At 69.9% G+C, this 15,024-nt stretch carries 13 protein-coding genes; 4 read left to right on the top strand and 9 right to left on the bottom strand.

Going from position 1 to position 15,024, the window contains the following annotated elements; genetic code table 11:
* Positions 1-151: 151 nt before the first annotated feature.
* Positions 152-781 carry a hypothetical protein gene (locus tag AMK18_RS00335; RefSeq protein WP_026171820.1) on the top strand — a complete coding sequence of 210 codons (630 nt, stop codon included), beginning with the start codon at positions 152-154 and terminating at the stop codon, positions 779-781.
* Between the two features lie 105 nt (positions 782-886).
* Here AMK18_RS00335 and AMK18_RS00330 read toward each other — a convergent pair whose 3' ends face one another.
* The 3 genes from AMK18_RS00330 to AMK18_RS00320 form a co-directional block, all read right to left on the bottom strand.
* Entirely contained in the window at positions 887-1,504 is a 618-nt protein-coding gene (locus AMK18_RS00330) for a hypothetical protein (RefSeq protein WP_073861194.1), read from the bottom strand.
* A 60-nt stretch (positions 1,505-1,564) separates the two neighbouring features.
* Positions 1,565-2,275 carry a ribonuclease HII gene (locus AMK18_RS00325; RefSeq protein ID WP_073861193.1) on the bottom strand — a complete coding sequence of 237 codons (711 nt, stop codon included), beginning with the start codon at positions 2,273-2,275 and terminating at the stop codon, positions 1,565-1,567.
* 117 nt (positions 2,276-2,392) lie between these two features.
* Complete coding sequence (locus AMK18_RS00320) at positions 2,393-3,019, bottom strand: TetR/AcrR family transcriptional regulator (protein WP_073861192.1); 627 nt, start codon at positions 3,017-3,019, stop codon at positions 2,393-2,395.
* Between the two features lie 239 nt (positions 3,020-3,258).
* Here AMK18_RS00320 and AMK18_RS00315 point away from each other — a divergent pair, with 239 nt between their 5' ends.
* The gene (locus AMK18_RS00315) at positions 3,259-4,812 is read left to right on the top strand and encodes an MFS transporter (protein ID WP_073861191.1); all 1,554 of its coding nucleotides are present in this window, start codon (positions 3,259-3,261) and stop codon (positions 4,810-4,812) included.
* A gap of 146 nt (positions 4,813-4,958) precedes the next feature.
* Here AMK18_RS00315 and AMK18_RS00310 read toward each other — a convergent pair whose 3' ends face one another.
* The 4 genes from AMK18_RS00310 to AMK18_RS00295 form a co-directional block, all read right to left on the bottom strand.
* Entirely contained in the window at positions 4,959-6,476 is a 1,518-nt protein-coding gene (locus AMK18_RS00310) for a DUF4153 domain-containing protein (protein ID WP_073861190.1), read from the bottom strand.
* 590 nt (positions 6,477-7,066) lie between these two features.
* Entirely contained in the window at positions 7,067-7,963 is an 897-nt protein-coding gene (locus tag AMK18_RS00305) for an ADP-ribosylglycohydrolase family protein (protein ID WP_073861189.1), read from the bottom strand.
* Positions 7,964-7,973: 10 nt separating this feature from the next.
* Positions 7,974-8,633, bottom strand: a complete 660-nt coding sequence (locus AMK18_RS00300; protein ID WP_018105333.1) for a histidine phosphatase family protein — start codon at positions 8,631-8,633, stop codon at positions 7,974-7,976.
* 89 nt (positions 8,634-8,722) lie between these two features.
* Positions 8,723-9,328 carry a YdbC family protein gene (locus AMK18_RS00295; protein ID WP_026171817.1) on the bottom strand — a complete coding sequence of 202 codons (606 nt, stop codon included), beginning with the start codon at positions 9,326-9,328 and terminating at the stop codon, positions 8,723-8,725.
* 191 nt (positions 9,329-9,519) lie between these two features.
* Between AMK18_RS00295 and AMK18_RS00290 the strand changes: the two genes are divergently transcribed.
* Positions 9,520-10,056 carry a TerD family protein gene (locus AMK18_RS00290; protein ID WP_073861188.1) on the top strand — a complete coding sequence of 179 codons (537 nt, stop codon included), beginning with the start codon at positions 9,520-9,522 and terminating at the stop codon, positions 10,054-10,056.
* A gap of 66 nt (positions 10,057-10,122) precedes the next feature.
* On the opposite strand, the gene AMK18_RS00285 is transcribed toward AMK18_RS00290, so the two are convergent.
* Entirely contained in the window at positions 10,123-13,026 is a 2,904-nt protein-coding gene (locus AMK18_RS00285) for a vitamin B12-dependent ribonucleotide reductase (protein ID WP_020207322.1), read from the bottom strand.
* Positions 13,027-13,190: 164 nt separating this feature from the next.
* Positions 13,191-13,703: a transcriptional regulator NrdR gene (nrdR, locus tag AMK18_RS00280; RefSeq protein WP_018105329.1), complete on the bottom strand. Its 513-nt coding sequence runs from the start codon at positions 13,701-13,703 to the stop codon at positions 13,191-13,193.
* Positions 13,704-14,220: 517 nt separating this feature from the next.
* Here nrdR and lexA point away from each other — a divergent pair.
* Complete coding sequence (gene lexA / locus AMK18_RS00275) at positions 14,221-15,015, top strand: transcriptional repressor LexA (RefSeq protein WP_026171816.1); 795 nt, start codon at positions 14,221-14,223, stop codon at positions 15,013-15,015.
* Positions 15,016-15,024 lie beyond the last annotated feature (9 nt).

Genomic DNA, 15,024 nt, shown 5'->3' with positions numbered 1-15,024 from the left:
CTCACCAATTGCTCGTTGCCGCCTGCCGATACGCCAGGAAGAATTGGACTCGCTCCCCGCACGGTCCTTTCGCGGGCCCGAAAGGGCTGTGCCGCGGCGCGCCCTCACCCGACCCTGCCCGCATCGTGGGCGCGTATGCGAAGGGAGGACCGTGACCTTCGGATTCGCTCCGTCCGCAGCCACTTCGATGTCGGCAGCCGCCGACTCCGCCAACCGCCTTGCCCGAATGCTCGAACCGGCCGAGTGGGCAGCGGCCGGAATACCTCTGCTGCGCAGCCCGCGTGAGGTGGTCAGCGGTCTGCACGCCAGGCACCGGCCGACGCCGGCCACCGCTGTGGTCGCCGTCCTGGACCACGAGGAGCGCCTGACAGCAAGCGCCTCGTTCGCCCGCCGCTCGGTAACGGCCGACGGCTGGGAGTTCCGGAACTCCCTGCTGGCGCACCTGCGCCGCGTCATCCCGCATGATCTGCGCCGTCGTACGCCCGTCCGCACCGCGGTACTGCTGTACTGCCGTGAAGGGGACGAGCGTTGGACGGAGGAGGACGGCGCGTGGATGTGGGGGCTGCGGGACGCCTGCACACTGCACGGGCTGCGGTGCGGCGCGTACATCACGCTGACCCGAGGCGGCTGGCAGGTGCTGGGCGAGGGCAGGGGTGGCCGCCGTCCGAACTCCATGTCGCAGCCTTCAGCCCTCGCCGACACCGCCCTGACTTCCGAGCACGTGCCGTCGCGGACCGGTGGCGGAGCGGCGCAGGCACTGCACCGCTCCGCCGCACGCTGACTGCGCACGCTTCGGCGGCCCGACGGCCCTCGCGGACGGCCGGACCGCCGAAGCCGCCGGGTCATTCCAGGCCGGAACCGGCCACGGATCCGGCGGTGCTGATCCTCAGACGCCGGCGCCGAGCGCGGCGTTGACCCGCTGCGGGTCGCCGCAGACGATCAGCAGCGCACCGGCGGACTCCCGCGCCTTGGCCAGTGCCCGCGCGGCAACGTCGTCGGCCGGGCCATTGACCGCGACGATCACCACGGGCCGAGGCTTGACCCGGTCCGCCGCCGTGGCCGCGGCGAAGAAGACGTCGTCGCCCGCTTCCTGCTGGGCCCAGTAGGCGGCCTCACCGAAGGTGAGTTCGTGGGTCGCCCACGGGTGCTGGCCGCCCGTGGTCAGCACCAGGATGTCGCCGGGTGCGCGACCCGAGTCGAGCAGCAGATCCACCGCCTCGTCGGCGGCGTCGAGCGCCCCCTCGGCCGATGCGGGGATGACCTGGAGCTGCGGTGCGGAACGATTCTCCGACGGAGCCGCCTGGGGCTTGCCGGAGGTGGACTGCCGGCGCTGTGCCGGGGGCACAGGCCGCGGGCCGGGCACCGGACGACCGGGGCGCGGCATGGCCGCTGTACGCGGACCGGGTACGGGACGAGGGGTCGACGCGGCGCGGCCGGTGGCCGGGGTGGCGCGGGGACCCTGGGCGCTCTCGTGAATCTGAGGCTCCTCGGGGATGAGAGGCATGGGTGGTTGTCTATCAAACGCCGATGCAGCGGGCATCAGCGGGTGGGCACATATGCGCGATCAGAAGTCGAAGCCGAGCTGGCCCCCGCTTTCCAGTGCGGCCGCCTCGGCGGAGAAACGGACCTTCTTCAGGTGCTGCCACCGGGGCAGCGCGTCAAGGTAGGACCACGAGAGACGGTGGTGGGCGGTGGGCCCACGCTCCTCGAGTGCGGCCCTGTGCACGGGGGACGGATAGCCGGCGTTGGCTTCGAACCCGAAGTCCGCGTACTCGCCGCTCTGTGCGCCGAGTTCGGCCATCATGGCGTCCCGGCGGACCTTCGCGATCACCGAGGCCGCGGCCACCGCGACGCAGGACTGGTCGCCCTTGATGACGGTACGGACCTGCCAGGGGCTGCCGAGGTAGTCGTGCTTGCCGTCCAGGATCACCGCGTCGGGCCGGACCGGCAGGGCCTCCAGGGCGCGTACGGCCGCGAGCCGGAGCGCAGCGGTCATACCCAGGGCGTCGATCTCCTGGGGAGAGGCGTCACCGAGGGCGTAGGCGGTGACCCAGCTCTCCAGCAGCGGAGCGAGTTCCGCACGGCGCTTGGGGCTGATCAGCTTGGAGTCGGTGAGTCCGGCGGGGGGCCTGCGGAGACCGGTGACCGCGGCGCACACCGTGACAGGTCCCGCCCACGCTCCGCGTCCGACCTCGTCGACACCGGCGACGATCTTGGCACCGGTGGTGGCGCGCAGTGAGCGCTCGACGGTGTGCGTGGGTGGTTCGTACGGCATGGCGTCTGTCAGCGTACGCCGAAGGGGACGCCAGGAACACCCCGGGGCGCCCCTCCCGGGTTCGCACCGGCGGTCGCGCGCCGGACGGCGCGCGACACACGGCTTCGGGCAGGGCCTTCAGTGAGGATCTGAACGGAAGAACGGCACGGCGACCTGATCGATCAGCGCCGCGATCTCCGCGTCGTCCCACTCGCTGCCGCACACCTTGGTGCGGTACATCATCATCGCGGGAATGACGTCGAAGGCCAGTTCCCGCATGGCCCCTGGGCGGAACTCGCCGCGCTCGACACCTCGGCTCACCACTTCCCTGATGAGGTCGGTGGACGGCCGGATCACTCCGTCGAGGATCACCGACTGGAAGCGTTCCGCCGTGCCCGCGTCGCATTCGTGAATCACCGAGCGCAGGGCCGAGCCGGAGGTGGACAGCATCGCGTCGCGCATGCCCCGGCACAGCTGGTAGAGGTCGTCGCGGATGTTGCCCGAGTCCGGGGCCACACCCGGGGCCGGCATCGCGCTGCGCAGCGCCTCGGCCACCAGCTCCTCCTTGGAGGACCAGCGCCGGTAGATCGCAGCCTTGCCCGTCTGGGCACCGGCGGCCACGCCTTCCATCGTCAGGCCGTTCCAGCCCACCGTGCTCAGCGCTTCCAGCGCCGCTTCAAGGATCGCGCGCTCCAGCACGGATCCCCGTCGGCGCAGGGACACCACCGGCTGCCGAGCGGCGGCGGCCGATCGCGAAGTGACCATCTGCTTCTCTCCATCGAACAGGTTCGGTTCGCCTCCGCGAATCTCCGGAATCGAGTCCGGACAGGCACGGAAGCGGAAGTGGCGGCCCGGGATCGAGCAGTTCCCGACCGGATTCGAAGGCTCCGGAAATATCCGACAACGAAGATCCAGTGAACGCTTGCGTTCCTTGGAGGGGACTCAGTAACGTTGACGGAACAGTGAACGGAGCCGTTCACTAAATCTCTTGTGGGGGACCTCCAGTGACAACCTCTCAGTTAGACGCACGGAGCGCGCCGGGCGCGGCACGCCGGCAAGGCCGCCCGGGGATCGCCCTGGCCGTCATCGCCGCTTGTCAGTTGATGGTTGTGCTCGACTCCACAATCGTCAACATCGCGCTCCCGCACATCCAGGACGCCCTGAGTTTCTCGACCACGGATCTGTCCTGGGTCCTCAGCGCCTACACCCTCACCTTCGGCGGCCTGCTCCTGCTCGGCGGCCGCGCCGGTGACATCCTCGGCCGCCGCCGGGTGTTCATGACCGGCATCCTCGTCTTCACTCTCGCCTCGCTCCTCGGTGGATTCGCCCAGGAGCCCTGGCAGTTGCTCATGGCCCGCGCGCTGCAGGGCATAGGGGGCGCCATTGCCTCACCGACCTCCCTCGCGCTCATCACCACGACGTTTCCCGAGGGCCCCCAGCGCAACCGTGCGTTCGGCGTCTTCGCCGCAGTGTCCGCCGGCGGCGGTGCCATCGGGCTGCTGGCGGGCGGGATGCTGACCGAGTGGCTGGACTGGCGCTGGGTCTTCTTCGTCAATGTCCCGATCGGCGTCCTGATCGCGGTCCTGGCTCCGATGTACATCATCGAGTCCGACCGGCATTCGGGCCGGTTCGACATAGCGGGTGCCCTGACTTCGACGCTCGGCATGGCCTCGCTGGTCTACGGGTTCATCCGGGCTTCCGAGGAGGGCTGGCGGGACTCGCTCACGCTGGCGTCGTTCGGAGCGGCGGTGCTGCTGCTGGCTGCGTTCGTGCTCGTGGAGATGAGGGCCAAGGAGCCGATCACGCCCCTGCGGATGTTCGCCGACCGCAACCGCTCGGGGACGTACGTGATCATGCTCAGCCTGGCGGCGGCCATGTTCGGCATGTTCTTCTTCATCGTGCTGTTCGTGCAGAACGTCCTGTCCTACAGTCCCATCAAGTCCGGCCTGGCCTTCCTGCCCGTGACCGTCTCGATCATTGTCGGAGCGGGGCTCTCGCAGCGGTTCCTCCCGGTGCTGGGGCCGAAGCCGTTCATGATCACCGGTTCGGCGCTCGCCGGAGCGGGGCTGTTCTGGCTCACCTTCATCTCACCCGACAGCTCCTACCTGTCCGGGGTGCTGGGTCCGATGCTGGTATTCAGCTTCGGCATGGGGCTCAACTTCGTGACGCTCACGCTGACGGCGGTCTCCGGAGTCGCCCAGCATGAGGCCGGTGCGGCTTCCAGCCTGCTCAACGCGAGCCAGCAGGTGGGCGGTTCGCTGGGCCTGTCCATCCTGGTCACGGTCTTCGGAACCGCCAGTCGCAACGAGGCGGAGAAGCAAGTGCCCTCGTTCCTGGCTCAGGCGTCACCGGGACAGAAGGCGCAGTTCGCCAAGAGCCGTGAGCTGCCGGGCGACTGGGGCCACGCGGTGCTCGCCCAGGGCATATCCACGGCCTTCCTCGCCGCAGTGGCCATGGCCGCTCTCGCCCTGCTGACCGCGCTGCTGGTCATCCGGGTACGCAAGAGCGACTTGGACGCCCTGAGCGGGAAGGCCGCCGCCGGGGGGCCGGTGGCCTGAACCGCGGGGGATGCCGAGCGGAGCAAGGGCCCGCTGAGGGCCGCCCTCCCGGCCCGTTGCGGGCCGCCCTCGCCCGAGGAACGGCCCGCCCGATCGGCGTGGATGGAGCTGCGGACGACGACACGCGCCAGCCGCCTACGGGTTGATCAGTACGGGTCGTACGGGTCGTAGACGTCGTCCGTCCCGCCGCCGCGCTCGTCACCGTTGTCGCCCGTGCTCAGCCCCCGGCAGTTGAGGGCACGGTAACCGGGGTCCCAGTCGCCGAGGATGTCCCGGGCCCGCGCCTCGCCCCAACTCGTCGCATACCAGGGCTCGTCGGAGCCGCGAAGCGTGCGCTGGATGTCCTGCAGCGCACAGGAGCGCAGGGGTTCGGGCAAGGTGTCGAGAGCGGGTACGGCATCGGCCGACAGGCCCTTGAGGTACTCGATGTCGATCGAGTGGTCGTTGCGGTAGCGCTGGACGTTCTGCTCGGCGATGAGGCCGTCCGGAGAGATGAGACCGAAGGCCAGTACGCCGACGGCCGCGCTCGCCGCGACCGCACGCGGCAGCAGGCGGGGGCCGAACACACCGGCCGCCATGATCAGTACCAGGATCACGCCGAGCCAGAGTTCCACGGCTGCCACGGAGATCCGCAGCCTGGTCAGGCCGTACGCGTCGACGTAGAGGTCCATACGCCGCAGGGCCGAGGCGACCACGACGAGCGTGAGGAAGCACAGCGTGCCGAGCACACAGCGGACGAGGGTGCGGTCTCGGGTGCCGCCGCGCGGGGCCCAGCGAAGGGCGAGCGCGATGACGCCGAGCGTGAGCACCGTGGCCCAGAGCAGCTGCCAGAAGCCTTGGCGGGCGTACTCGGAGTAGCTGAGATCGGTCTCGGCCATCACCTTGTCGTATCCGCCGAGCAGCACCGTGAGCTGGATGGTGAGGAACGCCGCGAAGAGGAGGTTCAGGACGACCAGCGGGAGGGCCCATTCCAGCCGACCGCGCGCCTTGCCCGGCCGAACGATCACCCTGTCCCAGCCGACCGGGGCGGCGGCGGTGTAGGCGGCGGCGAGGGCGCCGACCAGAGCGAGGAGGCCGAGGAAGATCCGCCATGGACCGTCACCGACGGACACGTCCGGGGTCAGGTCGCTCAGCAGGTCCGCGAAGGCGGCGTCGGCACTCGCGAAGAGCGCGCCGAACACGATGACCAGGACGACGGCCACGGCCACGGACCGGAACACCACTCCGTACCGGCCCCGGGACCCCGACATGCGCTCGCGCACACCGCGGACCCCCCAGCCCAGCGATTCGAACACGGAGGTGAACACGCCCAGGGAACCGAGGAACACCCCGAGCCAGCTCCGGCTGCCGTGCAGGGCCAGCGAGCCGAGGGCCAGAGCGGACACCATCGCGAGGAAGGTGGGCCAGCCGGCGTCCCGGAGCGCGGGAACGATCAGAAGCGCCAGCCCGCCGATGGCCCACACGGCGGTCCAGGGGCGGATCCTGCGCCCTGCGGCCCTGGCGGCGATGTACGCACCGGCCGAGGCGGGCAGCGCCACGATGAGCAGGTTCAGCCCGATGCCGTCGCCCAGCAGGGCCATGCCGAGCAGGGCCGTCGCGAGGGCGGCCCAGAGGGTGCCGGTGTGGACGGGCTCCGCCTTCTTGGCTCGGAGTCGCGTCGTCACCGAGGGCGGTGGCTTGCCCCAGGGACTCGGCGGGCCCTGCCTCTGCGGTCCCTGTCTCGGCGGCCCCTGCCGTCCCTGCCCACCGGGGCGCTGCGTCGCGTACGCGGGGATCTTGGGCGGTTCGGGCATCGACGCCGTACCGCCTCCCGCCTCACCGCTGCCTACGGCTTCGGGGACGGCGGCCGGAGCGGGTATCTGCTCGCGCCGTGCCCCCACGGCTGCGGTTTCGGGCGCGGCCCGCCCGGGGCCGGCCTGCTCGGAAACGCCCTGGTCCGGCGTGGTTCCGGGTGAGGCCGGCTCATCCGGCGCGGGCTCGGGCCGGGGTGATTCTGGTGGTGTTTCGGACACGGGACCCCTCCCCACCGGGGTCCGCTCACGCGAGCCTGGGCAGCGCGCGGCCCCCCGGCGTCTCATTCGGTGCGCACCCGTCGTCATGATCACCGAGGGCGGCGTGGCCGAAAGAGTAACCCCGTGTCACGGCCGCCAGCCGTGCGGGGACGTGCTGTGGCAGGACCGTGACACACGAAGCACCGGGGCAGCACCCGTCCCGCCTGCGGCCGCGTCTGTCGTGCTCGCCGGCCCCGTGCTCGCTAGCAGGGCATCCAGTCCGGCAGGGGTTCCGTCTGGGCCGTCCAGTGCGCCGGAGGGGCGCCCGCGGCACCTGCCGCGATCACGCCGCCGACGATGGCGCAGGTCGTGTCGACGTCGCCGCCGGCCTGGGCCGTCACCCAGAACGCCTCCTCGTAGTCGCCGAGGCTCCGCGCCGCCGACCACAGGGCGAAGGGGACGGTGTCGTGCGCGCTGGTACGGCGTCCGTTGCCGAGGACCGCCGCGACGGTGCCCGCGTCCTTGTAGTCGAGCATGTCCCGGGCCCGGCGCAGCCCGGCGCCCACGGCACTGCGCGGGACGAGGGCGACGACGCCGTCCAGCAGGTCCTCCGGAGTGGGCGGCCCGGCCGGTGAGGCGACGAGCGCCGCGGCCGCCGCGACGGCCATCGCGCCGACGACGGCCTCCCGGTGCTGGTGCGTGGTGTACGAGGAGATCTCCGCCTGGTGCGTGGCCTGCTCGGGGTCGTCCGCGTACCAGGCGCCGAGCGGCGCGATACGCATCGAGGAGCCGTTGCCCCAGGAGCCCTGTCCGTTGAACAGGGAGGAGGCGAGCTCCCGCCAGTCACCGCCCTCGCGGACGAGCCGCAGCATGCGGTTCACGGCCGGGCCGTATCCCCGGTCGAAGTCGTGGTGGTGCGCGAAGGACAGGGCCAGGGCGTCCTGGTCGACGCGGCCGTGCTCTTGGAGTACGGCCACGACGGAGGAGGCCATCTCCGTGTCGTCGGTCCACTGCCAGGGCCCGGGCGGCAGGGCGCGGTCCTTGAGGAGCGGATAGTTGACGGGCACGAAGAACTGGGAGCCGAGGGCGTCTCCCACGGACAGGCCGCGCAGGCTGGCCAGGGTGCGTTCGAGGCGCTGGTCGGAAGCGGATTCGGTCATCGCTTCCACTCTATCCGGAGATGCCGTAGGGCTCAGGAGTACGCCAGCGCTCGAACGGCCGGTCGAGCGTGTACCGCCCGTCCTTGCCGAGCACCAGGGTCCGCGATTCCCCGTTCCCGGGGTTGGAAAGCGACTCGAATTCCGCCACGGTCCAGTGGAACCAGCGCATGCAGAAGAGCCGCATGGTCAGACCGTGGGTGACCAGCAGGACGTTCGGCGGGTGGTCGGGGGCCTCGAAACTGCGGTGCAGGCTTTCCAGGAAGGCGCCCACCCGGTCGTACACATCCGCACCGGACTCGCCCTGCGCGAAGCGGTAGAAGAAGTGCCCGTAGGCGTCCCGGTAGGCCTTCTGGAGCCTGACGTCGTCGTGGTCCTGCCAGTTCCCCCAGTCCTGCTCGCGCAGCCGGGGCTCCTCGCGGACCCGTACTCGCCCGGCGTCCAGTCCGAAGGAGGCGAACGTCTCGTGGGTACGCCGGTAGGGAGAGACGTACACGCTGACGCGCTCCTCCCCGAACAGATCGCGCAACCGCTCCCCCGCCTCGCGGGCCTGGCGGAACCCGGTGGGGGTGAGCCTCAGCGCGTGGTCGGGTTCGCGCTCGTACACGGTGTCGTCGGCGTTGCCCTCGGACTCACCGTGCCGGACAAGGACGATTCGTTGCGGTCGTGCCATACGACGACACTAGATCGAGTCGTCGCCGTTCGAGCACCTGTCCGGAAATCGTCGGTGCATGTCGCGGCCGTACCCGTCGCCCGGGGCCGTCACACCGTCCAGGACGGTTCGAGCCGCACCACGTCGCCGTCGAGCGCCGCCACGTCCTCCTCCGTACCCGCGCGCTGCGAGAGCCGGTCCACGCTGCCCGGCCGGTACTTCCCGCGTTCCGCGCTGGACTGCCACATCGACAGGACCAGGAACTCGTGCCCGGGCGCCTCGCCGAAGACTCCTCGCAGCATGCCCGGCGAGCCCGCCATCGCCGGGTTCCACACCCGCTGCTGCATCAGCGCGAAGTGTTCGACCCGGTCCTCGTGGACCCGGCTGTGGGCCACCCTGAGCACATCCGCGTCCGTGAAGCGGGGTTCGAATCCGGTCTTCACGTCGAAGCGGTACTCGAAGAGCTTGACCTGGAGATCCTGGTACGTGCCGGACTGCGCCGCGGCCAGGGTGTCGTGGCCGCGCGCCATGAAGGAGTCGTAGAAGACCCGGTTCTCCCAGAAGGCGAAGACGTGCGCCACCTCCGGGCGGACGCGGCTCCAGCCGCCGCCCTGCCCCCTGAAGCCCGGCTCACCCAGCAGCCCCGCCCACTTCCGCTGCCCCTGTTCGAATCCCCGACGGTCCGACACACTGCAGCGAATCCACTTGACCAGCACTGCGCCATCGTACGGCCGTCGGACGTGGCGTGGGTCACGCTCCCAGGGAGTCCACCGGAACCAGCCGTCTCCCGCCCGATCCTGGCCCGTTTCAGCCGCTCGTCCCCAAGCCGGTTGGTTCCGGGGCAAGTTGCGGACATGATCGGGGGACGGAACCGGAGCGTCGTCCCCGCGCGCAGGAGGGAAGTCCGATGAGCACGCCCAACAAGGATCTCGACAAGGTCGAGGTACGGATCAAGTGGGACCCCAGCGACCAGGGCGAGGCTCCCAACGACCTCGACATCATCGCGGCGACCTACCCGGCGGACGAGCCGTACGGCAGTCCGGCGTACCTCGTGCACTTCGACAGCCGGGCACCCGATGGCACGATCACCCTCGACCGGGACAGCAGGACGGGTCAGGGACTCGGCTACGACGAGGTGATGACGCTGGAGCTGGACCGGCTGTCCGACGCGTACGCCCGGGTCGTCGTCGGCGTCGCCATCCAGCAGCGCGACGGCCGCAAGACGTTCGGTGCCATAGAGAACACCGGGGTCCAGGTCCGCGAGGGCTACACGACGCTCGCGGAGGACGACTTCTCCGCGGTGGGGGGCGCCACCGCGGCCGTCGTGGCCGAATTCGTACGGGAGGAATCCGGCGGCTGGCACTTCCACGGCACCGTCCGGGGCTTCGACGGCGACCCCGATGAGTTCGCCGCCGCGATGGGCGGCCGTGCGTTCGGCGCGTAGGCGCCGCGTACAAGCAGTGCGGGCAGGTCCTCCGGAGAGGACCTGCCCGCACTCAGTGCCTACCGATCAGCTGCAGCCGCTGGTGGAGCCGCAGCCCTCGCAGATGTAGCAGGAGCCGGCGCGCTGCATCTTCGTACCGCAGGAGAAGCAGAGCGGGGCGTCCGCGCTGATGCCGAGCTGCATCTCGACCAGCTCGGCCGAGGTGTGCGCCGTCCTCGGCTCGGCCTTCTCGGTCTCCTGGACCGGGGCGACCGCCTTCAGCGTCTCCGTCCGCACGGGGGCGGTCTGGGCCAGGGTCTCGGCCTCCAGCTGCTCCTCCTCGAACGTCGGCTCGTAGGAGCCGGTGTCGAGGTGGCGCTGACGCTCCTCGGCGGAGTGGATGCCGAGGGCCGAGCGGGTCTCGAAGGGCAGGAAGTCGAGCGCCAGGCGGCGGAAGATGTAGTCCACGATCGACTGCGCCATCCGCACGTCCGGGTCGTCCGTCATGCCGGCCGGCTCGAAGCGCATGTTGGTGAACTTCGAGACGTACGTCTCCAGCGGGACGCCGTACTGCAGGCCGACCGAGACCGCGATGGAGAAGGCGTCCATCATGCCCGCGAGGGTCGAGCCCTGCTTGGACATCTTCAGGAAGACCTCGCCCAGGCCGTCGTCCGGGTAGGAGTTGGCGGTCATGTAACCCTCGGCGCCGCCCACCGTGAACGAGGTGGTGATGCCGGGCCGACCCTTGGGCAGACGCTTGCGGACCGGGCGGTACTCGACGACCTTCTCGACCGCGGTACGGATGGTCTCCTCGGCCTTGGCCGTGACGGCCTCCTTCTCCTTCTCCTTGGTCTTGGCGGAGAGGGGCTGGCCGACCTTGCAGTTGTCGCGGTAGATCGCGAGCGCCTTGACGCCCATCTTCCACGCCTCGAAGTAGACCTCCTCGACGTCCTCGACGGTGGCCGTCTCCGGCAGGTTCACCGTCTTGGAGAGCGCGCCGGAGATCCACGGCTGGATGGCCGCCATCATGCGCACGTGACCCATCGCGGAGATGGACCGCTCGCCCATGGCGCAGTCGAAGACCTCGTAGTGCTCGGTCTTCAGGCCGGGGGCGTCGATCACGTTGCCGTTCTCGGCGATGTGGGCGACGATCGCCTCGATCTGCTCCTCCTGGTAGCCCAGGCGGCGCAGGGCCTGCGGGACGGTGCCGTTGACGATCTGCATCGAGCCGCCGCCGACCAGCTTCTTGAACTTGACCAGGGCGAGGTCGGGCTCGAGGCCGGTGGTGTCGCAGGACATCGCGAGACCGATGGTGCCGGTGGGCGCGATGACCGACGCCTGCGCGTTACGGAAACCGTTCTTCGCGCCGAGCCGGATCACGTCCTGCCACGCCTCGGTGGCGGCGGCCCAGATCGGGTTGTCCAGGTCGTCGGCGTGCACGGCCACGGCGTTGGCGTCGGCGTGCTGCTTCATGACGCGCTGGTGCGGCTCGGCGTTGCGGGCGTAGCCGTCGTACGGGCCGACGACGGCGGCCAGCTCGGCGGAGCGCTTGTACGAGGTGCCGGTCATCAGCGAGGTGATGGCGCCGGCGAGCGCGCGGCCGCCGTCGCTGTCGTACGCGTGGCCGGTCGCCATCAGCAGGGCGCCCAGGTTGGCGTAACCGATGCCGAGCTGGCGGAAGGCGCGGGTGTTCTCGCCGATCTTCTCGGTCGGGAAGTCGGCGAAGCAGATGGAGATGTCCATCGCGGTGATGACCAGCTCGACCACCTTGGCGAAGCGCTCGGACTCGAAGGACTGGTTGCCCTTGCCGTCGTCCTTGAGGAACTTCATCAGGTTCAGCGAGGCGAGGTTGCACGAGGTGTTGTCCAGGTGCATGTACTCGCTGCACGGGTTCGAGCCGTTGATCCGGCCGGACTCGGGGCAGGTGTGCCAGTGGTTGATCGTGTCGTCGTACTGGATGCCCGGGTCGGCGCAGGCCCAGGCGGCCTCGGCCATCTTGCGGAAGAGGGACTTCGCCTCGACCTCTTCGATGACGTCGCCGGTCATCCGGGCGCGCAGGCCGAACTTGCCGCCGGACTCCACGGCCTTCATGAACTCGTCGTTCACGCGCACCGAGTTGTTGGCGTTCTGGTACTGGACGGACGTGATGTCGTCGCCGCCCAGGTCCATGTCGAAGCCCGCGTCGCGCAGGGCGCGGATCTTCTCCTCCTCCTTCACCTTGGTCTCGATGAAGTTCTCGATGTCGGGGTGGTCGACGTCGAGGATGACCATCTTGGCCGCACGACGGGTGGCGCCACCGGACTTGATCGTTCCGGCGGACGCGTCGGCGCCGCGCATGAAGGAGACGGGACCGGAGGCGTTGCCGCCGGAGGAGAGGAGTTCCTTGGAGGAACGGATACGGGAGAGGTTCAGGCCGGCCCCGGAGCCGCCCTTGAAGATCATGCCCTCTTCCTTGTACCAGTCGAGGATCGACTCCATGGAGTCGTCGACGGCCAGGATGAAGCAGGCGGAGACCTGCTGCGGCTGGGGCGTACCGACGTTGAACCACACCGGGGAGTTGAAGCTGAAGATCTGGTGCAGGAGGGCGTACGCCAGCTCGTGCTCGAAGATCTCCGCGTCGGCGGGGGAAGAGAAGTACTGGTAGTCCTCGCCGGCCTTCCGGTACGTCTTGACGATCCGGTCGATCAGCTGCTTGAGACCGGTCTCGCGCTGCGGGGTGCCCACGGCGCCCCGGAAGTACTTGCTGGTGACGATGTTGACCGCGTTCACCGACCAGAAGTCGGGGAACTCGACGCCACGCTGCTCGAAGTTGATCGAGCCGTCGCGCCAGTTGGTCATGACGACGTCACGGCGCTCCCAGGACACCTCGTCGTACGGATGCACGCCGGGGGTCGTGTGGATGCGCTCGATACGCAGGCCCTGCTTGGACGCAGTCGACTTGGTCCCCTTGGTGCGGGAACCTCGTGCCGGGCCGCTCGCCGTCTCTGTCATGCCGCCTCCCATATGTGGGCAAAAACGCCCTGAAGTGCCGAGAACTTCCCCGGGCACAGTGTGTGTCTGATGCTTCGGCCGCCGCATTCGTCATACGTCGCCCGGAGCAAGGTCCAGGTGCCGGGCCGCGCGATCCCCCGATCGACGCGGCCGGCTGCTGCCGCTCAGTCGGCGGCGACGGCGGGGGCGGGGACCTCGAGGGTCTCGCCGCTCCCGCATGATTCCGCGTGGGGCCGCCGCTCACGGAGTTCCGTGATGGCGGCCTCGAAGTCTTCGAGGCTGTCGAACGCCCGGTACACGGACGCGAAGCGCAGGTAGGCGACGAGGTCGAGTTCCTGCAGGGGGCCCAGGATGGCCAGGCCCACGTCGTGCGTCGTCAGCTCGGCGCTGCCGGTCGCGCGCACCGCCTCCTCGACCCGCTGGCCCAGCTTGGCGAGCGCGTCCTCGGTGACGGGCCGCCCCTGGCACGCCTTGCGCACACCCGAGATGACCTTGGTGCGGCTGAAGGGTTCGGTGACCCCGCTGCGCTTGACCACCATGAGTGAGCACGTCTCCACCGTGGTGAAGCGGCGGGAGCAGTCGGGACACTGGCGGCGCCGGCGGATCGAGGTCCCGTCGTCGGTGGTGCGACTGTCGACGACCCGGCTGTCGGGGTGCCTGCAGAAGGGGCAGTGCATGGCTCCCAACCCTCCTTCACAGCACGACTGAATAGCCTCTTCAGGCCCGGTCGGGGGCCCTCGAAGCGGTCTCAAGCATAGGCGATGACCGCACCCCCGATAGACGGGGGACCACTACATTCGGGGCGGTCGGAACTATCCAACCACTAGATCTTGGGTCCGGCCGCGCATTCAGCCCTACGCGCGTGTCGCGCCGGAGGGCGGCCGGAAGGCAGCGTAAGGCCGACCAAGAGGGTACGGGAAGCACCCGGACGACGGACGACCGGGCGGCCACCCCACGACGGGCCCGCGCGGGGCGCCGCGTTACGGTCCAGGGGCGGCCGCAAGCACCACCGAGGCGAGCCGCGACACCCTCGGCGGCGCGGGCTCGTCGCGCACTGTAGGCAGCCTCATACACCTGGCGGTGGAACCCGGACAGTCTTTTATTCGTTTTTCACTCGAACGTGTGTTTGGCGCAACCTTTCGAAAGCTACTACCGTTGTGCAGCCAGGGAGACCATTCGAGAGGGGCCGCCGACGTGACCACCACCGCAGACAGTGCCATCATCACTGCCCAGGACCGCTCCCAGAGCCGACTCGAGCCGGTGCATGCCATGAATGACTCAGTCACGAACACGGAGGGCCCGGAGCCCGGGCGCCCAGCGCGCTCGCTCCCCGGACGACCTCCCGGAATCCGGGCGGACAGCTCGGGGCTCACGGACCGGCAGCGGCGGGTGATCGAGGTCATCCGGGATTCCGTGCAGCGGCGTGGCTATCCGCCGTCGATGCGGGAGATCGGTCAGGCGGTGGGCCTCTCCAGCACCTCCTCCGTCGCCCATCAGCTGATGGCGCTGGAGCGGAAGGGCTTCCTGCGCCGCGACCCGCACCGCCCCCGGGCGTACGAGGTACGCGGCTCGGACCAGCCGAGCACGCAGCCGACCGACACCACGGGCAAGCCCGCCGCCTCCTACGTGCCGCTGGTGGGCCGGATCGCCGCCGGTGGGCCGATCCTCGCCGAGGAGTCCGTCGAGGACGTCTTCCCGCTCCCCCGCCAACTGGTGGGCGACGGCGAGCTCTTCGTCCTCAAGGTCGTCGGTGACTCGATGATCGAGGCGGCGATCTGTGACGGCGACTGGGTCACCGTGCGCCGCCAGCCCGTCGCGGAGAACGGTGACATCGTGGCCGCCATGCTGGACGGCGAGGCCACCGTGAAGCGCTTCAAGCGCGAGGACGGCCATGTCTGGCTGCTCCCTCACAACGCCGCGTACCAGCCGATCCCCGGCGACGAGGCGACCATCCTCGGCAAGGTCGTCGCGGTGCTGCGCAGGGTCTGAGACCCGCAC

Source organism: Streptomyces sp. CB01249 (genome assembly GCF_001905735.1).
GTDB lineage: Bacteria > Actinomycetota > Actinomycetes > Streptomycetales > Streptomycetaceae > Streptomyces.
The sequence above is the reverse complement of the archived record's forward strand: the minus strand, read 5'-3'. Positions and strand labels throughout refer to the sequence as shown.